The organism is Caldanaerobacter sp. (genome assembly GCF_049701115.1).
GTDB lineage: Bacteria > Bacillota > Thermoanaerobacteria > Thermoanaerobacterales > Thermoanaerobacteraceae > Thermoanaerobacter.
The window spans coordinates 12,007-37,997 of the sequence record NZ_JBNATX010000019.1 but is presented as its reverse complement, the minus strand read 5'-3'; the positions used below and the strand labels follow the sequence as shown (position 1 = coordinate 37,997).

At 37.9% G+C, this 25,991-nt stretch carries 28 protein-coding genes and 1 riboswitch; of the genes, 1 reads left to right on the top strand and 27 read right to left on the bottom strand.

From position 1 onward, the window contains the following. Positions 1-132: 132 nt before the first annotated feature. From ACPLVE_RS06970 to ACPLVE_RS06840, 27 genes are all read right to left on the bottom strand, one after another. The gene (locus ACPLVE_RS06970) at positions 133-717 is read right to left on the bottom strand and encodes an ECF transporter S component (protein WP_424610845.1); all 585 of its coding nucleotides are present in this window, start codon (positions 715-717) and stop codon (positions 133-135) included. A gap of 103 nt (positions 718-820) precedes the next feature. Beyond that, positions 821-940, bottom strand: a riboswitch (FMN riboswitch). A gap of 78 nt (positions 941-1,018) precedes the next feature. After that, positions 1,019-1,960: a carbamate kinase gene (arcC, locus tag ACPLVE_RS06965; RefSeq protein WP_424610844.1), complete on the bottom strand. Its 942-nt coding sequence runs from the start codon at positions 1,958-1,960 to the stop codon at positions 1,019-1,021. Positions 1,961-1,986: 26 nt separating this feature from the next. Further along, entirely contained in the window at positions 1,987-2,928 is a 942-nt protein-coding gene (gene argF / locus ACPLVE_RS06960) for an ornithine carbamoyltransferase (protein ID WP_424610843.1), read from the bottom strand. Positions 2,929-2,977: 49 nt separating this feature from the next. Beyond that, on the bottom strand, positions 2,978-4,219 hold the full coding sequence (arcA, locus tag ACPLVE_RS06955; protein WP_424610842.1) for an arginine deiminase: 1,242 nt from the start codon (positions 4,217-4,219) through the stop codon (positions 2,978-2,980). Positions 4,220-4,464: 245 nt separating this feature from the next. Next, a complete protein-coding gene (locus ACPLVE_RS06950) occupies positions 4,465-5,616 on the bottom strand; it encodes an amidohydrolase (protein WP_424610841.1) in 1,152 nt (383 codons plus the stop codon). Positions 5,617-5,688: 72 nt separating this feature from the next. Beyond that, positions 5,689-6,360 carry a TVP38/TMEM64 family protein gene (locus ACPLVE_RS06945; RefSeq protein WP_424610840.1) on the bottom strand — a complete coding sequence of 224 codons (672 nt, stop codon included), beginning with the start codon at positions 6,358-6,360 and terminating at the stop codon, positions 5,689-5,691. 41 nt (positions 6,361-6,401) lie between these two features. Beyond that, entirely contained in the window at positions 6,402-6,929 is a 528-nt protein-coding gene (gene cobO / locus ACPLVE_RS06940; protein WP_424610839.1) for a cob(I)yrinic acid a,c-diamide adenosyltransferase, read from the bottom strand. Next, positions 6,919-7,218, bottom strand: a complete 300-nt coding sequence (locus tag ACPLVE_RS06935) for a hypothetical protein (protein ID WP_424610838.1) — start codon at positions 7,216-7,218, stop codon at positions 6,919-6,921. The genes cobO and ACPLVE_RS06935 overlap by 11 nt, the downstream gene beginning before the upstream one ends. Positions 7,219-7,338: 120 nt before the next feature. Further along, positions 7,339-8,010: a copper amine oxidase N-terminal domain-containing protein gene (locus tag ACPLVE_RS06930; protein WP_424610837.1), complete on the bottom strand. Its 672-nt coding sequence runs from the start codon at positions 8,008-8,010 to the stop codon at positions 7,339-7,341. 107 nt (positions 8,011-8,117) lie between these two features. Next, positions 8,118-9,219, bottom strand: a protein-coding gene (gene prfB, locus ACPLVE_RS06925; RefSeq protein WP_424610836.1) for a peptide chain release factor 2 whose coding sequence is annotated in 2 segments (ribosomal slippage) — positions 8,118-9,149 and positions 9,151-9,219 — 1,101 coding nt in all. Because the reading frame shifts where the segments join, the coding sequence is not laid out codon by codon here. 23 nt (positions 9,220-9,242) lie between these two features. Beyond that, positions 9,243-11,939 (bottom strand): preprotein translocase subunit SecA, encoded by a 2,697-nt coding sequence (secA, locus tag ACPLVE_RS06920; protein ID WP_424610835.1) that lies wholly within the window; start codon positions 11,937-11,939, stop codon positions 9,243-9,245. 190 nt (positions 11,940-12,129) lie between these two features. Then, on the bottom strand, positions 12,130-12,624 hold the full coding sequence (locus tag ACPLVE_RS06915; protein ID WP_424610834.1) for an ECF transporter S component: 495 nt from the start codon (positions 12,622-12,624) through the stop codon (positions 12,130-12,132). Between the two features lie 81 nt (positions 12,625-12,705). Next, on the bottom strand, positions 12,706-13,221 hold the full coding sequence (locus tag ACPLVE_RS06910) for a transcription repressor NadR (protein ID WP_424610833.1): 516 nt from the start codon (positions 13,219-13,221) through the stop codon (positions 12,706-12,708). After that, positions 13,187-13,771 carry a DUF5317 domain-containing protein gene (locus ACPLVE_RS06905; RefSeq protein WP_424610832.1) on the bottom strand — a complete coding sequence of 195 codons (585 nt, stop codon included), beginning with the start codon at positions 13,769-13,771 and terminating at the stop codon, positions 13,187-13,189. The genes ACPLVE_RS06910 and ACPLVE_RS06905 overlap by 35 nt, the downstream gene beginning before the upstream one ends. Beyond that, complete coding sequence (locus ACPLVE_RS06900; protein ID WP_424610831.1) at positions 13,761-15,035, bottom strand: HD-GYP domain-containing protein; 1,275 nt, start codon at positions 15,033-15,035, stop codon at positions 13,761-13,763. Before ACPLVE_RS06900 ends, ACPLVE_RS06905 begins: the two co-directional genes overlap by 11 nt. Positions 15,036-15,257: 222 nt before the next feature. Then, the gene (locus tag ACPLVE_RS06895) at positions 15,258-15,899 is read right to left on the bottom strand and encodes a hypothetical protein (protein WP_424610830.1); all 642 of its coding nucleotides are present in this window, start codon (positions 15,897-15,899) and stop codon (positions 15,258-15,260) included. A 136-nt stretch (positions 15,900-16,035) separates the two neighbouring features. After that, on the bottom strand, positions 16,036-16,590 hold the full coding sequence (gene hpf, locus ACPLVE_RS06890; RefSeq protein ID WP_424610829.1) for a ribosome hibernation-promoting factor, HPF/YfiA family: 555 nt from the start codon (positions 16,588-16,590) through the stop codon (positions 16,036-16,038). Between the two features lie 102 nt (positions 16,591-16,692). Continuing rightward, positions 16,693-17,415, bottom strand: coding sequence for an amino acid ABC transporter ATP-binding protein (locus ACPLVE_RS06885; protein ID WP_424610828.1), 723 nt, complete (start codon positions 17,413-17,415; stop codon positions 16,693-16,695). Further along, entirely contained in the window at positions 17,402-18,064 is a 663-nt protein-coding gene (locus tag ACPLVE_RS06880) for an amino acid ABC transporter permease (RefSeq protein ID WP_424610827.1), read from the bottom strand. Before ACPLVE_RS06880 ends, ACPLVE_RS06885 begins: the two co-directional genes overlap by 14 nt. A 55-nt stretch (positions 18,065-18,119) precedes the next feature. Continuing rightward, positions 18,120-18,902: a basic amino acid ABC transporter substrate-binding protein gene (locus ACPLVE_RS06875; RefSeq protein WP_170271461.1), complete on the bottom strand. Its 783-nt coding sequence runs from the start codon at positions 18,900-18,902 to the stop codon at positions 18,120-18,122. Between the two features lie 284 nt (positions 18,903-19,186). After that, positions 19,187-19,387 (bottom strand): zinc-ribbon domain-containing protein, encoded by a 201-nt coding sequence (locus ACPLVE_RS06870; protein ID WP_170271460.1) that lies wholly within the window; start codon positions 19,385-19,387, stop codon positions 19,187-19,189. 105 nt (positions 19,388-19,492) lie between these two features. Next, complete coding sequence (locus ACPLVE_RS06865) at positions 19,493-20,674, bottom strand: amidohydrolase (protein WP_424610826.1); 1,182 nt, start codon at positions 20,672-20,674, stop codon at positions 19,493-19,495. Between the two features lie 239 nt (positions 20,675-20,913). After that, the gene (locus ACPLVE_RS06860) at positions 20,914-21,384 is read right to left on the bottom strand and encodes a flagellar protein FlgN (protein ID WP_424610825.1); all 471 of its coding nucleotides are present in this window, start codon (positions 21,382-21,384) and stop codon (positions 20,914-20,916) included. 4 nt (positions 21,385-21,388) lie between these two features. Then, on the bottom strand, positions 21,389-21,775 hold the full coding sequence (fliS, locus tag ACPLVE_RS06855) for a flagellar export chaperone FliS (RefSeq protein WP_424610824.1): 387 nt from the start codon (positions 21,773-21,775) through the stop codon (positions 21,389-21,391). A 13-nt stretch (positions 21,776-21,788) separates the two neighbouring features. After that, the gene (gene fliD, locus ACPLVE_RS06850) at positions 21,789-23,333 is read right to left on the bottom strand and encodes a flagellar filament capping protein FliD (protein ID WP_424610823.1); all 1,545 of its coding nucleotides are present in this window, start codon (positions 23,331-23,333) and stop codon (positions 21,789-21,791) included. An 11-nt stretch (positions 23,334-23,344) separates the two neighbouring features. Further along, positions 23,345-23,686 carry a flagellar protein FlaG gene (locus ACPLVE_RS06845; RefSeq protein WP_424610822.1) on the bottom strand — a complete coding sequence of 114 codons (342 nt, stop codon included), beginning with the start codon at positions 23,684-23,686 and terminating at the stop codon, positions 23,345-23,347. A 125-nt stretch (positions 23,687-23,811) separates the two neighbouring features. Beyond that, complete coding sequence (locus tag ACPLVE_RS06840) at positions 23,812-23,994, bottom strand: Spo0E family sporulation regulatory protein-aspartic acid phosphatase (protein WP_424610821.1); 183 nt, start codon at positions 23,992-23,994, stop codon at positions 23,812-23,814. A gap of 140 nt (positions 23,995-24,134) precedes the next feature. Between ACPLVE_RS06840 and asnB the strand changes: the two genes are divergently transcribed. After that, positions 24,135-25,979 (top strand): asparagine synthase (glutamine-hydrolyzing), encoded by a 1,845-nt coding sequence (asnB, locus tag ACPLVE_RS06835; RefSeq protein ID WP_424610820.1) that lies wholly within the window; start codon positions 24,135-24,137, stop codon positions 25,977-25,979. Positions 25,980-25,991: the final 12 nt, after the last annotated feature.

Genomic DNA, 25,991 nt, shown 5'->3' with positions numbered 1-25,991 from the left:
GCTTCGCTCGCCCCGCCTTCGCTCCTTAAGTTCGCCAAGTTTAGTTACCGCTTTGACAACAAGTCGCATTTACACACAAAATGCCACTTCTTTATTTTGTCAACAGTCTGAAACCCTCAAAAGAGGGTTAAACTAAGCTTTAAAAAGAGGAGATATCTTTTTGTAAATCAAAAACGTAATAATAGATATTACAAAACCCTTCAAAAGGTTAAAGGGAAAAATCCCATAGGCTATCAAGGTCTTTAAATCAACGATTTTTTTATTCGCCATCTTACCCATCCCTATTATAGCTTCCATAGGAAAGCCCATCACCTTCTGGTATAAGGGCAAAAACACATAATAGTTGAGGAAAGAAGCTGAAATCGACATAACCACAGTCGCTACAGCCATAGCAATCAGAGCCGTTTTGCGGGTTTTATTAAAATGGTATATTATACCTGCAGTTGCCGCAAAAATAGCTCCAACGGTAAAATTGGCAATCTCCCCAATACCTGCCGATTGAGTGATTGTAGCATGTAATATATTCTTTATAAGCTCCACCATCACTCCATACAAAGGCCCAATCGCAAAAGAAGCTACCAGCGCAGGTATATCACTTAAATCAAGCTTCAAAAATCCTGGAAACAAAGGTACTTGAAATTCTAAGTACATCAGCACAAATGCGGTAGCTGACAAAAACCCGACTTTTACAAGCACGTGTGTCTTGACTTTTTCCATAGATTTCCCTCCAATTTTTATTTTTACTAATTTACCAAAACCCCCTGAAGACAAATCTTCAGGGGGTTTTTTGCAAAAAAATCACAAAAATAGGCACAAAAAAGTAAATCTTCTCCCATCCGGACTTTCACCGTCGGCCTCGGAATTTCACCGAGTCAACCGCTTATGCGGCTCGCAGGCTTTCACTGCCGGTCGGGAATTTCACCCTGCCCCGAAGATTTTACCTCCAAATCAAATATTCAATTGACTAAATTTATTTTCTCACTTTTATATTTGTTTGTCAATAGTTTTACAAATTTTTTTACAGGGTTATCACAGTTCCTGCTTTGCCTTCTAAAGCCTCTACGGCTTTATCTAGAGAAGTTATTATCGCTCGTCTTCCAACTTTCGATTTGGCAAATCTAACTGCTGCCTTTACTTTTGGATACATGCTTCCAGGAGCAAAATGTCCTTCCTCCATGTATTTTATAGCTTCTTCAACCGTCATTCTATCCAGAAACTTTTGATTGGGTTTGTTGTAATTTATTGCAACTTTTTCTACAGCAGTTAAAATCAAGAGCACATCTGCATCTATATCTTCTGCTAATTTCTCTGAAGCCAGATCTTTGTCAATTACAGCGGCTACTCCTTTCAATTTGCCGTTTTCTCTGATAACCGGGATTCCTCCCCCTCCAACTGTGATAACTATCACACCATTTTTCTCCAGCAATTTTATCGTGTTAATTTCCACTATTTCTTTCGGATCAGGTGAAGGAACTACTCTCCTATATCCTCTCCCACTGTCTTCTACCATCTCATACCCCTTTTCTCTCATGAGAATTTCTGCCTCTTCTTTTGTATAAAAAGGTCCTATCGGTTTAGTAGGCTTTTTAAAGGCGGGGTCATTCTTATCAACTACCACCTGTGTTATTACAGTCACAACCTCTTTTCTTATATTTCTCTCTTTTAAAACCTCCCCTAAAGCCTGCTGAATCATATAACCTATCATTCCCTGACTTTCAGCTCCACAAACATCAAAAGGCATTGCAGGTACAATTTTTGAGGCAACCTCATTCTGGATCACAATATTGCCTACCTGAGGACCATTTCCATGAGTTATGACTATAGAATAGCCCTTTTCAATTATATCGGCAAGATACCCAGCTGTCCTCCTCACAACTTCCATCTGCGCCTCTGCAGTAGGAGGAGTGTTTACATCCTGCAGGGCGTTGCCTCCTAATGCAACAACCACTCTTTCCCGCATTTCTTTTTCTCCCCTATAAATTTATATTAGAGCAAAGTAGCTATCAATATAGCTTTGATGGTATGCTTTCGATTTTCCGCCTGGTCCCAAACTCTTGATTGTTTCCCTTCTATGACCTCAAAAGTAACCTCCTGCCCTTTTACCGCCGGTAAGCAATGCAAGAATATCGTATCATCTCTTCCCGTCTTCCTCATCATTTCCTCATTCACTTGATACGGCCTTAAAAGCCTTTCTCTTTCCTCTGCTTTTGCTTCTTCTCCCATTGAAGCCCATACGTCAGTATAGATGGCATCCGCTCCTTCAAGACCTTCTCCAGGTACACTTGTGAGCTCGAAAGTCCCTCCATTTTCTGCCGCCATTTCTTTGATCTCTTTTATAAAAGACTCTGAAGGCCAGAGCTCTTTCGGAGAATTAATCACATAATGCATTCCCATCTTTGCACAGCCTATAGCAAGAGTATTTGCCATGTTATTTCTTCCATCACCTACAAACACCAGCTTTCTGCCCCTTAAACTTCCAAATTCCTCTTCTATTGTCATGAGGTCTGCTAAAACTTGTGTAGGATGATATTCATCGGTTAAACCATTGTAAACAGGCACACCAGCATATTTAGCTAATATTTCTACTGTCTCTTGCTTAAAACCTCTAAACTCTATCGCATCAAACATTCTACCTAAAACTCTTGCAGTGTCCTCGATTGACTCTTTTGCCCCTAACTGTATGTCATCTGTAGACAAAAATACCGGATGTCCTCCCTCTTCTCCAAAAGCAGTCTCAAAAGCACAGCGCGTCCTTGTAGACCTCTTTTCAAATATTAAGGCAATAGTTTTACCTACAAACCTTTGGTGAACTATTCCTGCCTTTCTTTCAGCTTTTACCTGCTTTGCAATATCTAAAAGGTATCTTATCTCCTGTGGAGTATATTCTTTTAAAGTAAGAAGACTTCTACCCTTTAAATTAAATGCCATAGTCATCCTCCTTTTGTAATATCTTACTAAATATTTTGGTCAAAATTTTTTAAATTTCCTCTCTCAAAAGGGGCATAGACATACATCTAGGACCTCCACGCCCTCTCACAAGCTCAGAACCTTCTATTTCCACAACTTCTATGCCATGCTCTCTCAAAGTAGTGTTAGTTATCTCATTCCTGTTATAAGCCATTACGACTCCTGGGGCAATGGCTAACGTGTTAGTACTATCATTCCATTGTTCTCTCGCTCCAGTTATCTCATCACCTCCCCCGCTTTCTATCAATGTCACCTTATCAAGCTTTAAAGAAGTCTCCAAAACTTTTACAAAATTTTCCTCTGATTTTACCTTTATACTGCCATTTTCTCCTTTCGTTATAGTGTAAACCCTCAATTTATCTTTAATGCTAGGATATATCAAAAACTTGTCTACATCTACCATGGTAAAAACCGTATCAAGATGCATGAAGGTTCTCTTTCTCGGTATCTCGATAGCAATAATTTTCTCCGTTTCTCCTCGAGCAAGAAGGGAAGTAGCTACTTCTTCAACGGCTTGTGGAGAAGTTCTTTCACTTATCCCTATTGCTACCACATTTTTGCTCAATACTAATATGTCTCCGCCTTCTATGGGATAGTCCGCCCTATAGTCATAAAGCATTTTGTCATGGTTTTCTCTGAATTTTTCATGGTACTTGAACACGTACTTCATGAGCATTGCTTCTCTTCGCCTTGCCTCTGTTTTCATGCTGCTTATTATCACTCTACTACCTACTACTGCAGCAGGATCCCTCATAAAATAACTGTTAGGAAGCGGCGTTATAAAAAATGGAGAATCTTCATAAACATAATCCACAAGGCTTTTTGGCCTCACTTCTGAAAGGTCTTTCTTTAAAAGCCCTGCAATCGCATAGTAAACCAATTCTTTGGGCTCTTTTTCTTTGAGAAATGCAGTAATTTCCCTTTTAACCTCAAGAGAAGTGTTCATGTAGGAAACAAGGTCATATACAAAAAATTCTCTTATGTCCTTGTCCTGCAAAACTTCTTCCAGCAAATCCTCAAGATAATAAACCTGGACCCCGTTTTCTGCAAGAGCCTCCGCGAATTTATCGTGTTCTTCTTGTATTCTCTTAAGCCATGGAATGTCGTCGAATAAAAGCTCATTCAAAAACTCCGGCGTCAGCCTCTCTAGTTCTTTCCCGGGTCTGTGAAGAAGTACAGCTTTTAATCGTCCAATCTCTGAACTGACATGTAACTGCAACCTCGCTACCCCCTCTACATCTTTCCTCAGCATATAGTATAAAGCATCAGCTTAACTTTTGCAATTTAATTAAATAAACTCTTGTAAACGTTTTGTATAAAAATAATCAGAAGTTTTAAATAATTATTCAAACTGCATACTAAAGGCAGAAAAAAAGGCAAATTTTTAAAAAACAATTGAATAAAAATAAACATTCGACACCTTTTATGAATAAAAAAATTTTTTTAAGAATAAATTTGTAACAAAAAGGGTGACCGTGTAAGTCACCCGTTTAAAAATCAAGCCTTATGTACTAATTTGCCATTTATAAATACATACCTCGTTTTGCTCCTCACATCAAGAGGATCCCGATCAAAGACAACAATATCTGCATCTTTGCCCTTTTCAATTGACCCTACCCTGTCGTCAATGCCAAGTATTTTAGCAGGATTTATGGTTATAGCCTTTAAAGCCTCCATTTCGTCCATCCCATCTTTAACAGCTAAAGCCGCGCAAAGCGTTAGATAGTTTATAGGAATTACAGGATGATCTGTCATTATAGCGACAAGAAGGCCGGCTTTAGACAGAACCCCTGCTGTTTTGAAACTTAAATTCACAAGTTCAACCTTCGACCTCTCTGAAAGAGACGGTCCCACAATGACCTTTACATTTTCCTTCACTAATTCATCTACAATCAAATGACCATCAGTGCAGTGGTCAAGCGTTATATCGATATTAAACTCTTTTGCAATTCTTATAGCAGTAAAAATATCGTCTGCCCTATGGGCATGCGCTTTTAGCGGAATTTCCCTTTTCAAAACTTTCACTAAAGCCTCAAGGCCTAAATCCCTCTCCGGTTTTTTGTCTTCATCCCCTTTCTCCATCTTTTCCATGTACTCCTGTGCTCTTATAAGAGCCTGTCTTAGTAATGCAGCCACCGCCATTCTTGTAGTAGGCATCTTGTGCTGCTCATTGTATGTAGCCTTAGGATTCTCTCCAAAAGCAACTTTTATAGCCGCAGGCTCTTTCACAATCATGTCATCTATCCTTTTGCCATAGGTCTTTATGACAGCAAACTGACCCCCTATTACATTTGCACTGCCAGGTCCTGTGGCAACAGTTGTAACTCCTGCTTGATATGCCTCCTCAAAATACTTATCCATTGGGTTTATTCCGTCAATTGCTCTTAATTGAGGCGTTACAGGGTCTGTTGCCTCATTTCCGTCTGCCCCTTCAAATCCAACTGCATTTTCCCACATACCCAAATGAGTATGAGCATCAATAAGTCCCGGCATCACGGTAAGACCTGTAACATCTATCACCTCCGCATCCAGCGGAGCTATAAGGTCTTCTCCGACATCGATAATTTTATCACCGTCTATTAAAACATCACCCTTTTCATAAATCTTCCCAGCCATTGTATAAACTCTTCCGCCTTTTAAAAGGTACATATAATTCCCCCCATGTCTTTGTAATACAATAACAATTATACCACAAGAAAAACCGTTTACGAAATCTTTATCTCATATTCTCCTCAATTTATCAATAATTACATCTCTTTTATACACGGCTGCTAAGAATAAAACTACTGCTACAACAGCCACTAAAACAGCCATAAAATAATTTTTATTTCCCAAATTTGCTCCTATATAGGCAGAAAAGAATATGCCCGGCAGCCTTGCAAAAAGAGCTATTATGAAAAAATTATAAAACTTCACAGGAGTAATGCCAGCGATGTAAGAAAGAGCATCTTTTGGCATACCCGGAAGGAAAAATAGCAAAAACAAAACTGTTTCTCCTTTAGGATTATTTATAATATAATCAAATTTTTTAAGTTTCTCCTCCGACACAATTTTTTTCACAAAATCATATCCCAAAATCCTAGCAATTGAAAAGCAAATAAGAGAACCCAGTGTGATGCCTATTACAGAGTACAAAGTCCCCAAAATCGTACCATAAAGGTATCCACCCGCGACCTGCACCACTTCTCCCGGTATTACAAACACTACCACTTGAAAAACCTGTATACCTATAAATATCAAAACACCCAAACTTCCAAAGCTATTTATCCAATTTCTAAATTTCTCAGGATTGCTCACAAGAAACGTAATTTCTTTTCCGTAGGTTACAGACAAAGCTAATATTGCTAGAACAAAAACAAGTATGAACAATAAATTAACAATTCCATTTTTCATCCCAATGTACTCCTCCAAATACTATCTATTCTCCCACCCATTCAGTACTCTATTCCTTCTTGAGCTTCAATTCCATTGTAATAATGATGTCTCACTTCTTTTACATCGCTTATCATATCAGCTTTCTCTAAAATCCTATCATGGGCGTAACGGCCAGTTAAAACGAGAGTGACCCATGAAGGTTTTATTTCTATCAAATCCAATATATCTTCTTCTTTTACTAAACCATAATCTACCGCCACATTTATTTCATCTAATATCACCAAATCGTACTCTCCACTGGAAATGATTTCTCTCGCAAGCTCTAACCCCTCATTCGCAAGCTCTAAATCCTCTTTTAGAGGTTCATTTTTCTTCACAAAAGCATCTCTTCCCTTTTGAACAATTTCAAAATTTGGAAGATACTTCGTGGCTTTTATCTCCCCGTAATTAGGACTTCCCTTCATAAACTGAATCATGTAGACTTTTTGCCCATGCCCAATCGCCCTTAAAGCAAGCCCTAAAGCAGCCGTGGTCTTTCCTTTGCCGTCTCCTGTGTATATCATCACAAGGCCCTTCCTATTTTTCACTTCCTTCCCCCTCTTTCCTCTTACTCACCAGGTAATTATAAAGTCCGGTTAAAATTCCCTCTGCGTAACGCAAATACCTTCTACCCTTTCCCCTCACAAAAGGCATAAGCTTAGAAGAAAGCCTTCTGCCATATCTTTTTTCTGCTCCCCATACAAGCCCAGCACCTAAACCGTAAGTAATAATTTTTCTGAGAGGCCTTTTAATTACACTCTTATAGTTCGGACCAAATGCACCGAAAACAAAACCAGCTCTACTTTTTCTATCCCCCAAGAATCCCTTTTTAACCATCTTCTTTGCCCCCTAAGACTTCCTTTTTCCTTGTTAACCCAATTATAAAGTTTATGCCCCTTTTTGTCAATAAAACACCCCAAAACTGGCCTTTTAACCAGTCTTGGGGATATATTCATTTTACTGTTCATTTTTTTCTACTTCTTCATTGTCACCATACACACTTCCTGATACTGTGCCGGTAGTGTTTTTATATACCTCCTGAGAAACGGTATTTTCTTCATTCTCTATTTCTATCTGGGTCTCTTCTTCAATTTCTATGTTTCCTGTCTTTTCATCGTATTTTACTTTTTCACCAAAAATTTCTGAGAGGAATCTCAAAGGCACAAAAGTTCTGTTGCTTATCTCAATTGCTGGAACGTCAAGCGTTATTTCTTGGCCATTTACAATTACTTTGTTTTCACCCAGCACAAACTTAACCACAGTGTCTCCTTTCGTAATTGTTACAGTTTTAGTATCAGGATCCCACTCCACTTTAGCTCCGAGGCTATTCATTACAGCTCTCACAGGAATCAAAGTTCTTCCATCTTTTATTACAGGAGGAATATCAAATTTGAACTTTTGCCCATTTACTTTGATTTCTCCCTTAAAGGTTTGTATTCCTGCTTTTGATTCAAACTTGGTATGTAATTCAAGCTTTAGTTTGTTTTCTTTGCTCTCTCCCTTTGATTCTAACTTGGTGTTTGTCTCAATTTTTAGCTCATGCTTTTCTTTGTGAGGCTTAGCATAAACAGTGATACCTGCTGAAAAAACTAAAAGAAGCACTAAAACTAACGCTAAAACTCTTCTCATATCCCTTCCTCCTTTGTTTTTGTTTTCACTATATTATTTCGGAAGGAAATCAAAATTTTTAGGGGGCAAGAAAAAATTTTTTAGTAAAAATAAAAAAGAGGCATCCATCAGGATGCGCTCTTTTGCTTTAAATAAGCATTTATAAACCCATCTATTTCTCCATCCATTACAGCATTTACATTTCCTTCTTCATAATTTGTCCTGTGGTCTTTTACAAGAGTATAGGGTTGAAAAACGTAAGACCTTATCTGGTTACCCCATGCAGCTTCTCTGTGCTCTCCCTTTAGGTCCTCTATCTTTTCTTTTCTCTCTTTCATCATCAAATCCAAAAGCTTTGCTTTAAGCATCTTCATAGCAGTCTCTCTGTTCTGTATCTGAGACCGTTCATTCTGGCAGGAGACAACTATCCCTGTTGGAAGGTGAGTAATCCTCACCGCAGACTCTGTCTTGTTGACGTGCTGCCCCCCTGCGCCTGATGCCCTGAAGGTATCAATTTTCAAGTCTTCAGGCCTTATCTCAATTTCTATATCATCTTCAAGTTCAGGTATAACTTCCACCAGAGCAAAAGAAGTATGCCTTCTCCCAGCTGCGTCAAAAGGAGAAATCCTGACCAGTCTGTGAACTCCTGACTCTCCTTTGAGATAACCGTAGGCAAAAGGTCCCTTTATGAGAAGAGTAGCACTCTTTATGCCGGCTTCTTCCCCTTCCAGATAATCCAGCATTTCTACTTCAAATCCTTTATCATTAGCCCATCTAGTGTACATCCTAAGAAGCATTTCAGCCCAGTCCTGAGCTTCAGTGCCACCTGACCCTGCGTGAATAGAGAGTATTGCATTGTTTTTATCGTAAGGACCATTTAAGAGAGTGCGTATTTTAAGATTCTCAACTTCTTTTTTAAGCTCCTTGTATTCTTTCTCTACTTCTTCAGCGATAGATTCATCCCCTTCCTCCAAGCCGAGCTCAATTAGAGTATATAAATCTTCGCAACGAGCAAGAAGGGATTCATATTCTTCCAAAAGTTCCTTCAAGGCTTTTTGCCTTTTAGAAAGTTCTTGAGATTTTTTTAAATCGCTCCAGAAAGAAGGATCTGACATCTTCCTTTCTATATCCTCTATCTCTTTTTTTATCCCTTCAACGTCAAAGAGAAACACCCATTTCTTTTACTTCATCAAGCATCTGTTCAACCTCTGCTCTGTAATCCTGCAGCAACTCTCATCCTCTCCTTTTCCTCATTATTTCACATTAGCTCCACAGCAGTATTTGTATTTTTTACCACTTCCGCAAGGACACGGATCGTTCCTACCTACTTTTTTCTCTTTTACTACAGGTTGCTTTTTATTCTCTCCTTCACCGTTTATATTAGTAGACACTGGCTTTGCAACCTGCTCTCTCTTGAGTTTGTTGTCCTTATTGAGCTGAATCCTGTATAAGAATTTGATTGTATCCTCTTGAATACCTTGTATCAAATCCTCAAACATGTCAAAAGCTATCTTTTTATACTCAATCAAAGGGTCTACCTGTCCGTAAGCTCTTAATCCTATGCCCTGCCGCAACTGGTCCATTTCATCTATGTGGTCCATCCATTTAGTATCAACAACCCTCAACAATACTATCCTTTCGATTTCTCTCATCTGCTCAGGACCAATTTCGGCTTCTTTTCTCTCGTACTGCCTTACCGCCTCTTCATATATTATGTCAGTTAAGACCTCTTTGTCAAGTCTATCTAGATCCACATCTATTACAACGCTGTCTTTTTCAAGGAACATCTCATATAAGTGATCCAAAAGCCCTTTTATATCCCATTCTTCAGGATATTTGCTACCTGCAGTGTAAACTTCTACATATCTTTCTATTACACTTCTCACCATCTCAAGGATAGAATCTTTTAGATTTTCACCTTCCAAAACCTTTCTCCTCTGGGCATATATGATTTCTCTTTGTTTGTTCATAACATCATCGTACTGGAGGAGATGTTTTCTTATATCAAAGTTTATGCCTTCTACTTTCTTCTGCGCCTGCTCAATCTGCTTTGTAAGAATTTTGTGCTCTATTGGCTGGTCATCATCAATCCCTAAACTGTCCATCAGATTTTTTACCCTCTCTGAACCAAATAACCTCATAAGGTCATCTTCTAAAGAAATGTAAAACCTTGATTCTCCAGGGTCTCCCTGACGGCCAGCACGACCTCTTAGCTGATTGTCAATTCTTCTTGCTTCATGTCTTTCTGTTCCTATAACGTACAAACCGCCAAGTTTTACGACTTCTTCGTGCTCTTTCTCCGTCTCCTTCTTGGCTTCTTCCAGAAGCTCAAAATACCTTTCGCGGGCTTTTCTCACTTCTTCACTGGACACGGGACCGTACCCTGCCGCTTCATTTATAATTTCTTTGGAATAACCCTCTTCCAGCATTTTTCTCTTCGCAATAAACTCTGGATTTCCGCCTAAGAGAATATCTGTACCACGTCCTGCCATGTTTGTAGCGATCGTGACAGCACCTTTTCTTCCTGCCTGGGCTATTATTTCCGCTTCCTTTTCATGATATTTAGCGTTTAAAACCTGATGTGGTATCCCCCTTTTTTTCAGCATTTCACTTAATTTCTCCGATTTTTCAATAGAAACCGTACCCACGAGAACAGGCTGACCCTTTTTATGCCTTTCCACAATATCTTCAACCACTGCTTTAAATTTCGCCTCTTCTGTCTTGTATATCACATCTGGATGGTCTATTCTTATCATGGGTTTATGTGTAGGAATGACCACAACATCCAATCCGTATATATCCCTGAATTCCTGCTCCTCTGTCTGAGCAGTACCTGTCATACCGGCCAACTTTTTGTACATTCTGAAATAATTCTGTAAAGTTATAGTAGCAAGGGTTTTACTCTCCCTTTCGACTTTTACTCTTTCTTTAGCCTCAATAGCCTGGTGTAAACCTTCGCTATATCTTCTTCCAAACATGAGCCTTCCTGTAAATTCATCTACTATTATGACCTGACCGTCTTTTACGACGTAATCTCTGTCCCTCTTCATTAGCGCATGGGCTTTTAATGCCTGCTGAATGTGGTGAGAAATTTCCATGTTTTCAATATCCGCCAAATTTTTTATACCAAAAAATCTCTCTGCCTTGACAACTCCTTTTTCAGTTAAACTTACAGCTTTCGCCTTCTCATCCACTACATAGTCTTCATCTTTTTTCAAAGTCCTTACAAACCTGTCAGCTAATTTATACATATCAGTGGATTTTTCGCCCACTCCAGAGATTATGAGAGGAGTTCTGGCTTCATCTATCAAGATACTGTCTACCTCGTCTATTATGGCATAATTGAGCTCTCTTTGAACCATATCTTCTTTATATATGACCATGTTGTCTCTCAAGTAGTCAAAGCCAAATTCATTGTTTGTACCATAAGTTATATCAGCTGCATAGGCTTTTTTTCTCTCTGCAGGTCCCATGTCGTGAAGTATTACTCCCACATTTAATCCCAGAAACTCGTATATCTTCCCCATCCAATCTCTATCTCTTTTAGCCAAGTAATCATTGACAGTTACAATGTGAACTCCTTTTCCTTCCAGAGCATTAAGATACGCCGGCAGAGTAGCCACCAATGTCTTACCTTCACCAGTTTTCATCTCAGCAATACGCCCCTGGTGAAGAACAATGCCGCCTATTATCTGCACTTTGAAATGCTTCATCTTTAATGTTCTCCAGGCAGCCTCTCTCACCACTGCAAAGGCTTCAGGAAGTATATCATCAAGTGTTTCACCATTTTTCAATCTATTTTTAAATTCATCCGTTTTAGCCCTTAACTCCGCATCAGTAAGTTTTGACATATAATCTTCATAAGAAAGAACCTTCTCAGCAATAGGCTCTAACCTTCGCACTTCTCTTTCACTGTAACTGCCGAATATTTTTTCAACCAAGCCCAACATTTTTATCACCTTCTAAGGTATCGTTAATCAAGTATATATTATATCACTATAGGAAGTGGATGACAATAAAAAACAGCCCCTTTAAATAATATTTTACACTATCTTCACACAATTTTCACAAAAGAAAAAATAAATGCCCCTTAATGGGGCTTTAACACTGGCAAATCAACACCCTTTTATATGGGAAATTTTAGCGCTCGATGGCTTTTAATTTAACTATAGGATCTAATGCATAAAACACAGCAAGAGCAATTGCAGAATCTATGACGTGATGTATCATGGTTCCAACCCCTACTACCACAAAGGCCTTGTAAAAATCAAATCCAAAAGGCATCACAACTAATGCTTCCAGTCCTGCGTGTATTGGAAGAGTAGCGGCTAAAGCTACAGGGAATGAGTACCCTTTTTGTATCATTTTAGCCCCCACATATCCGAATACAGCATGAACTGCTGCTCTTGCTGCAATCACAGGACCTAATTTAATCAAAAAGCCCAGTGCAGAAACTAATCCCACAAAAACCGCTGTAGCAGGACTTACAACCATTGCCAGCATGACAGGCACATGAGATGCCAGTGTTGCTGAAAAAGGCGGAATTACTATACCTAACACCCCTCCAAAAGCCAGAGGAATAACCAGTGCAAGAGCTGCCAGAAGTCCACCAACAGTTATTTCTTTCGCTTTCATTACTAATACCTCCCTGTGTATACTCTCACAAATATAGTATACACAGGTGTATATACAGCTGTCAATATAAAATTAAAATTTTTATTCTTCTATTAAAAAACCCCTATCTCTTAGCGCTTTTTCTATTCTGTCAAGAGCTTCATCGCTTTCTGCCTCTACGGTGTGAAGATGCACTCCTCCTGTAAGAGAAGATAAAAGCGCTGCCTTTTCTTTTTTTATAACCTCCATAAATTTTGCAACATCGTATCTGGAGGAAAGCATTAAAAGCCCTTTTAACTCTCCATAGTAAGGATGCTCCACAATAACGTCCAGTACTTTCCCCCCATTGTCAACTATTAAGTTTAGCTCCTCTTCTGTCCTCTCATACCCGTGTTTTACAGCAAAAACTCTTTTCTTTGTGCCTTCTCTCACAAGGTCTACTATATACCCTTGCGGAGTAGAAATTATCCTGCTACCTTTGGCTCTTAAAATAGCTATATCCTGAACTATTATCTGTCTTGTAACTCCAAAAACTTTGGCAAGCTCAGAACCAGAAATAGGCTCTTTAGCCTCTTTTAAAATCTCAAGTATTTTTTCCCTTCTCTCCTTCGCCGTCATACTTTTTCACCCTGCCTAACATTGCATCTGTAATAAGCCAGAAAATGCCCACAGCCATCAGCAAATCTCCTATACTAAAAGCCTTAGGAAGAGGATAAGGCTTTGGAAGCACAAGGACATCTGCCAGAAATTTAAGCTTTGTAGAGGAGGTCAAAACCTGATGAGTAGTAATTTTATTCTCTACAAGTGGTGGAATCAAATGGGTAAGCCCTGCTGCCTTCAGCGCTTCGATAGATACTGGCATTCTACCCCCATTTGCAAATATCACTATAAAATTGAGAAAAACTCCCAAGGCGATTATCCTGAAATATTTGCTGTCTATATTGTACCACAGCCCTATAAAAAGCAAAAGGTACACAAGGAAGTGGATGTATGCGCGGTACTCCATGATGATGGGAAATTTATCAGACAGGTTCCATAGCATAAGCTGTACAAGAAAAGCAGCTATAAAAAAATCCATCTTTTTTATCACAATGTCCCCTATTCCGCTTATTTTCCCCCTTCTTATGAGTCCGTAAATTAGAGAAGCTCCAAGTGAATCAAATATCATGCTTAAATTCCTCCCTGTTCTTTTCAAAGGCTTTCTTAAAGGCATCTATGAGCTTTGGGCTAAACTGCGTTCCTTCATGCTCTAAAATTATCTTATAAGCCTCTTCCTGAGAAAAAGCATCTCGATAAGGTCTGTCTGAAACTAAAGCATCAAAAACATCAGCTAAAGAGAGTATCTGAGCTTCTAGGGGTATTGCATCTCCCTTTAACCCATCTGGATATCCACTGCCATTGTACCACTCATGATGATATCTTACCCACAAAGCTACATCCCTTAACGATGGAACTTCACTTAAAATCTCATATCCCTTCACAGGGTGCTCTCTTATTATATTCATCTCCTCATCGGTAAGCTTACCGGGTTTATTTAAAACCTCCTCTTTAACTCCAATCTTTCCTATATCGTGTAAAAGTGCCGCAATTCTAATTCTCTCAATGTGAGATTCACTGAGTCCTAACTCCCTTGAAAGAAGGGCAGCAATTCTTTCAACGCTCTGAGAATGACCTGCTGTGTATTTGTCCTTCGCATCAAGTGCCTTCATAAGGACATTTATTGTATCGTAGTAAGACTGCTTTAAGTCTATGTAAAGCTTAAACATATAGCGAACCATTAAAAGCGGAATAAAAAGTAGTATAAAACTTATATAACCAATTCTTATAAACGCCTCTGCCATAACAATACCTAAAAAAGCTAAAAAGAGAAAATTAGGAATTGTCCACTTAAAATCCGTCCCTAAAACATAAGCCAGAGATTTATTCATTAACAGAGAAATTAAAACTGCCATTAAAATAGAATTCAATATATAATATATTAGTGCCGTTATCGTAGCAGGTAAAAGATATTTTGGATATACATACTCACCCGGAATTCCACCTAAATATTCAAATACTAATCCAGCTATTCCCACGCTTAAAGCTAATTGAGATACATTGAATAAAGTTTTATAATAAGGAAAATTAAACAAATGTTTAATAGTTCCATCCTCATACTTTATAACCTGAAATGTAGTGCCTATAGAAGCAATTAGAGCTCCGGCATAAGGCCCAAAAGTAAGCACAGCCATCAGATCTACTGCAAAAGCTACAGAAACGGTTAGCTCTTTTGTGATATATATTAATAATGATTCAGCCAGTACAGCAAAAAGACCAAATAAAATTATATCTGGAATTGTATCTTTTGGAATTTTTAGCATAGAATATATAAGAAAAGAAAGACCTAAAGCAATTATTATAGAAATGTACACTTTTACTCTTTTGTTTAACATATTAAACCTCCTCTTTTCTTAAAAAGCACACCACAAACCGCTTAGCCCCATTTGAAGTTTGCGCCTCCTGCTAATGCAAGTGCCATTAAAGCCAAGAGTACCTTTATGAGTGTGGCTTTATTCATACCTGAAACCCCCTTTGCTGTATTTGTTTCTTCTGCCCTCAGGCTTCAGGTATCGCTACGCTAAGTATGTAATAAGCGGTTTGGGTGTGTTTGAAAGCTAACGGGATATAATTGACATAACCCTTCTATTTATGGCATCAAGGGTCGCTTTTACAACAGATTCCCCCTCATCTTTTCTTATTAAAGAAGATCCTGTCAAAAGTTCCTCCTGGCTATTTGTCACATGGGTGACTCCCACCACCACTATCCTGCTTTTCGCTATATTAAATATATCGACATCTTCCAGTAAAAATAAATGGTTTTTGGGAATAAGTTTAGATACCGCATCCAATGTAGCATTTGCAATGATTTTATATTTGTTCGTAGCTGTGTTCGGACCTTCAGCAAATCCCTCAAAGACTTCGTCTCCGCGGGTGAGGGTCACCCTTGCTTCGCTTGTAAGCCCACTGTTTACAAAAGAATAACTCGAAAACACAATCCTGTATTCAGAAGGAAGTCTTGCCCCAACGTCAATCTGGGCAACACTTATCACTTTATAATCTATGTCTATCCCAAACTGGGCCATTATAACAGATTGTACGTCTCTCGCAACCTGCTTGGCATTTCTCGTGCTATCAGCCAGAACATGGATTTCCGTTATTTCGCCATTTTCCACTACTATTCTATTAGATAGCACTCCTGGAACTTTATTTATGTACGTCTCCATTGAAGCTATCGTATCTTTTGTTATTTCACTCATTATCTTCACACCCTAGTTAAAATTTGTCCACACATTTTAAATATATTCTATATACTTTTCAAAATTCCTTCTTTTCTGACAAAAAAATTGGGGATAGAGCCTATCCCCAACCTTTATAAATAAAACACATCTTCATCTACTCTTCTTCAATCGGCTCTATTAAGCCGTACTTACCGTCTTTTCTTTTGTATACTACATTTATCATGTCCGTTTCAGCATTTGTAAATACGAAAAATGTATGGCCCAATAGGTTCATCTGTAAAATCGCTTCTTCTGGCGACATAGGCTTTATTGGAAATCTCTTTGTCTTTACTATTTCAAAGGAAGACTCCTCATCCTCCCTCTTTTCCCCTTCATTATAAATGGTAGGAACATCAAACCTTATGGACTCATTGGCGCCAAATCTGTTTCTCAGCTTTGCCCTGTGCTTTAAAATCTGTCTTTCTATTTTATCCACTGCTCCCCCAATCGAAACGTACATGTCATCGCTTATTTCTTCTGCCCTGAAGATAATTCCTTTAAATGGTATGGTGAGTTCTGCTATGTGGTTATTTCTCTGAACACTTAAGACTGCTCTCACCTCTGTATCCTGAGGGAAGTATTTGCTGAGTTTCTGCACATTTCTTATGACCGCATTTCTTAGTCCATCTGTTATGCTCATACCATTTTTACCGCTCACTATGATGTTCATAAACACCAAACCCCTCTCATCCTCTATTTATTATAATTTTACATAAAAAACGTGCACACTGCAATATGTGGAAATAAAAAACACCCTTTGCCAGGGTGCGTTTTATAAGATTTTACTCAAAAATTCTCTTGTCCTCTCATTTTTTGCCCTGTAGAAAATTTCTTCAGGCGTACCTTCTTCTACTATCACTCCATCGTCCATAAAAATGACTCTGTCTCCGACTTCTCTTGCAAATCCCATTTCATGAGTAACAACCACCATTGTCATTCCCTCATTTGCAAGCTGCTTCATCACGTTTAAAACTTCCTTCACCATCTCTGGGTCAAGGGCACTCGTTGGTTCATCAAAAAGCATGACTTCTGGCTGCATGGCCAAGGCTCTTGCAATAGCAAGCCTTTGTTTCTGTCCACCTGAAAGCTTTATGGGATATTCATCTTTTTTGTCAAGAAGCCCTACTTTTGCAAGTAAATCCAACGCCAGTTCTTCTGCCTCTTTCTTCTTCATCTTCTTTACCTTTACAGGTGCCAGAGTGATATTCTCTATCGCAGTAAGATGCGGGAAAAGGTTAAAATGCTGAAAAACCATTCCTACCTTTTGCCTTACCCTGTTTATATTTACTTTGCCGTTGTTTATCTTAACTCCATCTATAAAGACTTCCCCTTTTGTAGGCTCTTCAAGAAGATTTATGCATCTTAAAAGGGTGCTTTTCCCTGAACCGCTGGGACCTATTATGACTACAACTTCGCCTTTGTTGACTTTTAATGTAACGCCTTTTAGGACTTCTAAACTGCCAAAGTTTTTGTACACATCATTAACGAATATCACCTGCCCTCAACCTCCTTTCGAAGAGAGAAAGAAGTTTTGAAAAAGTCAAAGTCATTATGAAGTATATCGCAGCGATTATTATATAAGGCTCAAAATACCTGTAAGTCACGCTCTGTATGATGTCTGCCTGACGCGTAAGGTCTGCAAAGCCTATCACTGAAACTATAGCCGATTCTTTGAGCATCACAATAAATTCATTTCCCAGAGCAGGAAGGATATTTTTTATGGCCTGGGGTATTATGACATACCTCATGGCCATTGCATGAGTCATCCCAAGAGAACGGGCTGCTTCATTTTGCCCTGGGTCAACAGCCTGTATCCCTGCCCTTATAATCTCTGCCACATATGCGGAACTGTTTATTGCCAGTGCTGAAACTCCTGCTGTAAAAGCAGGAATGTTCATGCCAAACTGCATAAGTCCATTGTATATGAGAAGTAATTGCACTAAAAGAGGAGTTCCTCTTATCACTTCTATATAGCCTGAAGCGACAAGGCTTAAGGGTTTTATTGAGGACATCTTCATCAAAGCTATAAAAAGCCCCATCAGAACTCCAATTGTCACTGCAAGGAAAGTCAGTTTAAGGGTCATTATAAGTCCGCTTATAAAAAGTGGCGTATATTTTACCATGCTCAAAAAGTCTACAGTCATAACCTACCTTCTCTCCTTCACAAAATTTTAGTGGAGAAAAACTCTCCACTTTAAATTACTGCTTAAACCACTTATCTACAAGTTTGTCGTATTCTCCACTTTGCTTGAGCTCTTTTATTACCTCATTCACCACATTAAGAAGGCTCTTATTGCCCTTTGCCACTGCTACAGCAGAACCATTCTCTACATCGTTTATCTCATCCATATAGAGAATTTTCATGTCCTTGTATTCCTTTAAATACGCTTTAGCAACCGTATCTTCTACGACAATCGCATCACAGCGGCCATTTTGAAGGTCCATAAACTCATCACTGACTCGATTTAGCTGTTTTAACTTTACATCAGGAATCTTTTTAGCAGCCTCTTCAGAAGTAGTCCCTATTTGGGCATCAACTGTCTTACCCTTTAAATCCTCAAATTTTGAAATTGGACTATCATTTTTTACCACAACAACCTGTCTGCTGTCGTAATAGAGGTCTGAAAAATCTACACTCTTTTTTCTCTCTGCCGTGGGCGTCATACCCGCAATTACCATATCAACTCTTCCTGCCTGAAGAGCTGGAATAAGGCCTTTGAAGTCCATATCTTTTATTTCAAGTTTTACTCCCAACTTTTTCGCTATAGCATTGGCAATGTCAATATCAAAACCTACTATTTCGTCCTTTCCTCCTTCCACTTTGTGGAATTCAAAAGGCGGAAAATCTGCACTTGTGCCCATCACAATTACGCCTTTTTGCTTGATTTGATCTACTGTATTAAACTTACTGCCACAGCCTGAAAGCATAAAAGCCAGAGTAAAAATCACCGCAAAAACTAAAAATAGTGATTTTTTATTCATATCTTTCTCCTCTCCCTTTTTAAATTTTTCTGAAAATTCCTTCATATCGCTTAATTTCTTTTAATGATTTCACTTTTTATAATTATAATATCTTATGAATAAAATTGCAATAATTTTTTCAACAAGGTGTGAAACAAAAGGTTGTGGATAATGTGTATAACTTTGTGAATAAGTCTAAAGTCCTAATTTAACAATGTGGAAAATAATCTGAAATGTAAAAAAGACACCATTTTGGTGTCTTTTTTACAATCCACATCACTTTCTTTCCGAAAAGTGAGGGGATTTTACCTTAATCCATAAGCTTTTTTCTCTCTTCTTCCGCCCTGATAGTGATTGTGGCTTCTTTTCTTACGTGCCTCTCTACAGGCTTTGCACCTTACCGGAGCGTTCTGGAAGCCCATCTCTGCATAAAATTGCTGTTCACCTGCCGTCCACACGAACTCTCTCCCGCAGTCCTTGCAAACTAACACTTTGTCCTGATACATTTAACTTGTCCCCTCACTTCTTTATTTTTGGTTTTTATAATATAATCTCTTCGATTATATTATAGGTGTATTATATCACCAGTTACTTTAAATATCAATAAAATTTTAAAATTTTTCGACCAGCTCAAAAGCCGAGTAAACCAAAATCCTTAAAGCAATGTCTAAAGCATTTTCATCTATATCAAATCTAGGGTGATGGTGCGGGTAAATTATCCCTTTTTCTTCATTTTTTGCTCCAACAAATATAAACGCTCCTGGCACTTTTTCAAGATAAGCAGAAAAATCTTCCCCTACCATAACAGGTTTTATCTTCTCTAAAGCCTCTTCTCCGTAAAGGTTTTTTGTCACATCTTCCACTATCTTAACTACTCTTTCATCATTTATCACAGGGCCATAGCCAAACTCGAAGTAAAACTCGTATGAAGCCCTGTGAGCAGTCACAATGCCCTTTATTATTCTCTCCAGGGCTTCAGGTATCTTCTTTCTAACCTCCGGGTTTAAAACCCGCACAGTGCCAGCCATCTCTACTTCATTTGGAATCACATTATCAGTAGTGCCTCCACTTATTTTCCCTATTGTAATAACGACAGGTTCAATTGGATCCAATTCCCTTGAAACTATGTACTGAAGATTGCTTATAACCTGAGCACTAATAGCAATAGGGTCTACTGTTTGATGAGGCATTGCAGCATGTCCACCTTTTCCTATAATTTTTAGCCTAAATATGTCATCTGATGCCATCATAGGCCCATATACTATCCCTACTTTTCCTATAGGCAGGTAAGTCCAAAGATGCTGCCCTATTATGTAATCAACCCCTTCAAGCACCCCTTTTTCTACTAGTTCCTTTGCTCCCCCCGGAGGCACTTCTTCTGCGGGCTGGAATATAAAGCGCACCTTTCCTTTTAACCTATCTTTTAAGCGGGATAAAACATAAGCTGTACCTAAAACTATGGCTATATGCCCATCATGACCACAGGCGTGCATCACACCCGGATTTTTTGAAGAAAATTCAAACTCGTTTTCCTCCCTAATAGGCAAAGCATCTATATCAGACCTTATAGCCAAAGTCTTACCCTCTCCTGCCCCTTCTAAATCTGCCACGACACTATTTTGAGCTGGTCTTGAAATTTCTAAATTGCCAAAACCAGAAAGAATTTCGGAAATTTTTTCAGCAGTTTTTATTTCGTGAAAAGAAAGTTCTGGATACTGGTGAAAATATCTCCTCCATTCGATAACTCTGCCTCTTACTTCTTCTATGATTTTTTCAATTTCTTCCCTTATCATTATTACTCCCTCCTTTTACCCCTTTAAACACAAGTTAATTATTTTTAATAATAAAACAAATCTAAGCTATTATCAACTCTAGACAAAAAAAAATAAAAAGCAGGAAAACCCGCTTTTCATACTGCTGACAAAGTTTTTCTTCTTTAAGTGGCACTTTATGTTAATGCGTGTAAGTTGCATTTACACACAAAATTCCACTTATTTAGTCTGTCAACAATCTAAAACAGGAAAATCTGCTTCTAACGTTTTTTATCTATAAAATAACTTTCGGGAGTATAATATCTAAGATACTCTACATATCCTTCTTTGTTTTTAGAAATTTCTTCTAATTTATTGCTCACCTTTTCAAAGACTTTATTCATCTCTTTAATGTTACTATCATCTCTCTCCTTGATTTTGTCAAGCAACGCTTTAGCATCAATAAACAGCCCCTTTAATTTACTGGCATCACCAATTATATCATCTTCTATTTCAAATATGCTCTCAACTTTATTTTCTTTTTTGAAAGCATTATAAAGGGGTATAAAGTCCTTGTCTATCTCATTTATCCTTTCAATTGTCTTCTGCTTTGAAACCAATAGCTCTTTAAGTTCTTCCAGATCGTTAGAACCTATAGCAACTCCTATTTTCTCCGTGAGGTCATAAAGCTGCTTCAAAGCTTCTATTTTTCTTTTCATAAGGTCAATTAATTTTTTTAAAATGTTTTCCATCCCATCAACCTTTCGTAGCGTAGACTTTTTCTCTCACCTTTTGAAGCGCTAAACTCCACGTATCTCTTAATTCTACTGCAAATCCTCTCACTTCATCCAAAATTTTAACATCTTTTTTCACATTCGCATCAATCAACCTTCTTAACATGTAGTCATAAAGGTTGTATAAATTTTTAGAAATGTCATAATTCATATCAAGAGTGAGCATTAACTCTGTAATAATGTCCTGCGCCCTCTGTATTTTAGCATTTGTTTCTACGTAGTTTCTATTTTGAAGCGCTGTCTTTGCCTCATCAATAAATCTTATTATCCCGTTATAGAGCATCAAAACCAGCTCTTCAGGACTTGCCGTCAAAATAGCATTCTCTTTATACTGCTGATACGGATTCAATTTCTGGACCCCCTTACTTAGTCATAATCCCAATTTGCTGATTTAACCATGCGCTTTGCGTATTCATCTGTCCAACAAAAATTTCCAACTGTGAAAACTGCCTGTAATACCTATCTTCTAAATCTTTTAGCCTTTTTTGCATTTCTGCAATTCTATCGTCTATTTCCCTTATCCTATTGCCTATGAAGCTATTGTCATAAAGTTGTGTTGAGCTTCCTGCTTTGCGCGTTATAGCATTTATTGCTGTTCCCAGTACACCTTCTTTAAATGTGCCATTTTCAAAATAGCCATAAAGTTGCTGTGCAATGCCTTTTGAGACCAAAGTAGTGCCATCAGAACTGTAAACACCTGTAAATATCTGTATAACACTATTGAGATTGTTAGCAATCGCATCTTTTAATTTAGCTTCGTCAATATAAAGCTTCCCACCTTCGTACCACTGCCCTGTAGTAATTCCAATAGAGCTTAATGACCCTGCACCAGATACAGTAGAAGAAATTGCTTGCCTCAATGAATAATACGCCCTCATCAAAGTTTCATCATTAGCCAAATCGCCTGATCTGGCTTTTTCTTCCCACAATTTTATATCATTTTCCTTCATCGCCTGCTTCTGCTCATCTGTGAGAGGCGGATAATCGTAATACCTTTTTTCTGTGAGTTTAGTGTGCATCTGCGTAATTACATCGTTATAGGTATCTACAAAATTTTTAATCGTGTTATAAATTTTGTCTACGTCTGTTGAAACAGTGAGGTTAGTAGTCCCTGTGCCAGTAAGAGTGATATTTAATCCTAATAGTGTAAAACTATTAGTACTTTTGTATATTTTTGTGGGATCATTATTTATGGTAAATTCTGCATCTTCTCCGGAAGCAATTGAACCATCCGTTACTGTATTTGTTGTAGAATCTAATGTAAGCCCCGTTATTTTAAAGTTATTAGTCAATACATCATATCCTCCCGCATCAGAACCAGTAAAATCGATCTTAGCAGACTGTCCTGTAGTTTTCGAAATAAAGAACACTCTGCCTAAACTAGCGTCGTATGTAACAGTTACTCCTGCAGTAGAATTGTTAATTTTTGATATTATGGTATTTAGTGAATCATCAGGAGTAATTGAAATACTTACATTATTTATTTTAATAGTACCCGCTTTACCAAGTGCAGTATTCGGATCTGTATTGAAACCATTACCTGTCCTATAAGCCGCTTTTGCTAGATTTTGCACATTTAATATATACGTCCCATTTACTGCATTTGCTCCTGCTGTAGCAGTAGCAACAGAAGGATTTGAGGACGTAACAGTTTTAGCCATAAAGGTACTCTGCAGCCTCAAACTGGCGACCACATTATTTCTCAAATTCATAAGCTTTGCATTTATGTCTCTCAAATCTTCCTGCTGCCACTGATACCACTGCTTTTGTTGATTCAACTTATCAAGGGGCAAACTTGCCACTTTCATAAGCTGTTTAACTATTGAATCAGTATCCAGCCCTGTAGCAAGCCCACCTATTCTCAATAAACTGCTCACATTATAACTGTTCATACTGATAGGGTCCATAAACACACCTCCTATATTTTCCTATCCACAAAAAGTCCCGCTATTTTCCACAAACCTGCTACAAGGTCCAATATCTTCTCTGGAGGAATCTCATCTATAACCTCATTAGTTTCACTGTCCACAATTTTCACTACAATTGTATTGGTAGGTTTGTGAACAGAAAATTCAAAATATGTACGGTCAATAGCTATCCTCCTGTTTTCTCTGTTAAGCTCTCTATCGAGCTTATCTTCGTCCACAGGCTTGCTCAGAATATCTTTCACTGTTTTAATTTCATCCACAAGGACACTTTCCTTCTTAAAACTCGAAGAAGGAATCTGAGTTATATTCGCATTGTTTATACTCTGTAACATCCCTGTTTTTACCCCCTACAGTGAAAATTTATCCTTTGTGACTTCTCCCTTCTGCTATTATAAATATCGTCATGTATTTTAAAAAGTTTAAATTTTTTTACATAAAGATAAAAGGCAGGCAAAACTTAATCCTGTTTTGCCTGCCACTGCCCCTTCATGTAAAGTACAATCAATCTATCAAGCTCTCTACTAAGTTCCAAAACCTTCGGAGCCTGGAGATCAGTCTCATCTAATTTTTTCTTTAATTCTTTTATTTTCTCCGCAATCTCATTTTCCTCATAATAATACTCTTTTATCACCTTATTCATTTTATTTCCTCCTGCAAAAACTTAATATCATTATACCACAGAAAGATTAAAATTTAATTAAAAATATTCTTTACGGACTAAAAACAGCTTTTAAGAATATACTTTATAATATAAGCTTCTTAGAGTAGGAGGCTATCTTTATGTCCACAATAGCAGGTTTGGTAAATTTTTCTGAAAACCTACTGCACAGGCAAAGCCTTGTAGAAAAAATGTGCTTAGCTGGCAAGAAAAACTCTCCAGATAATTTACGACTCTGGATCTCAGATCATTGCATACTCGGTCACCGAGAAATAATTGTAACAAATACTGAAATACAAAGTCAATTGTTTTCAAAAAAAATTAATGGAAAAAATGCAGCAATAACCTTAGACGGAAATTTATTTAACAAAGAAGAACTGGTAAAAGAGTTAAAAGCCCTGGGATACAACCTTCAGACCTCCTCAGACTCGGAAATAATCTTGACCTGTTACATGGCATATGACCTTGATTTTTTAAAAAAACTAAATGGAATTTTCGCTTTTGCTATATGGGATGAAACAAAAAATCAAGTCTTAATAGCAAGGGACCATTTTGGTATAAAACCTTTATTCTACAGCATCAAAAAAAATACCTTTGTTTTTGCTTCAGAAATAAAATCTCTCCTTCAACATCCATATATAACGCCTAATGTAGGGTACGATGGATTAGCAGAAATATTTGTAATGGGGCCTTCCCGCACACCGGGACAAGCGATTTTTAAAGACATACTGGAATTAAAGCCAGCTCATTTTGCAATTTTCACTCCAAAAAGCTTATCCATACATAAATATTGGTCCCTCCAAAGTGCTCCTCATACAGATACTCTGGAAGAAACCATGGAAAAAGTAAGATATCTTGTAAAAGATTCTATCATAAGGCAAATTCCAGACATGACAAATATTTCATCCCTCCTTTCGGGAGGATTGGACTCAACTATTATATCGGCTTTTGCAAAGGAAGAGTTAAGTAAAAGGGGTAAAAGACTCTTAACTTTTTCACTAGATTACGTTGACAACGACAAGTATTTTAAACCAAACGAATTTCAACCGAATTCTGACTCTGACTGGATAAAATCTGTAGTAGAGAAACTTAAAACAGATCACAAATACGTAGTACTAGAAAATAAAAGGCTGGCATATGCCTTAAAGCCTGCTCTTCATGCAAGAGATCTACCTGGCATGGCAGATATTGACTCTTCATTGTATTTGTTTTTCCAAGAAGTAAAAAAGCACTCTTTTTTCGCTCTTTCAGGAGAAGGCGCCGATGAAGTATTTGGAGGCTATCCCTGGCTAAGAAGCAAAGAAGCTTTAGAATCTCAAACTTTCCCCTGGATCAGGAAAGTAAACGAAAGAATGAGTTTGCTTTCTCCAAAAATTCGTGAAAAAATAAGTCCTCAAGAATATTTGAATGAAAGGTACAAAGAAGCAATAAAAGAGGTTCCTAAATTAGAGGGTGAAAACCCAGAAGAAGCCCGAATAAGAGAGATCTCCTACCTTAATCTCTCAAGATTCATGCCTATGCTGATTGACAGGATGGACAGGATGAGCAGATCTTTATGCATTGAAACAAGGGTTCCTTTTTTAGATTATAGGCTTGTAGAGTATGTATGGAATATCCCATGGAAAATGAAAAATTTAAACGGAAGAGAGAAAGGGATATTGAGATACTCAATGAAAGGATTGATACCCCATGAGGTAATTGAAAGAAAAAAAAGTCCGTATCCTAAAACTCACAATCCTCTGTTCAAAACAATAGTGAAAGAATGGCTCATAGAAATAATAGAAGATAATTCCTCCCCCATTCTTCAACTCATTGATAAAGAAGCATTAAAAGACTTAGTAGAAACAGATGCAAAATCCTTTGATCCCGCGTGGTTCTCTCAATTAATGGGCTCTGCTCAACTTTTTGCCTATTTTGTACAAATAAACATGTGGCTCAAAGACTACAAAGTCTCCATAGTAGGGTAAATGGCGGGCTTC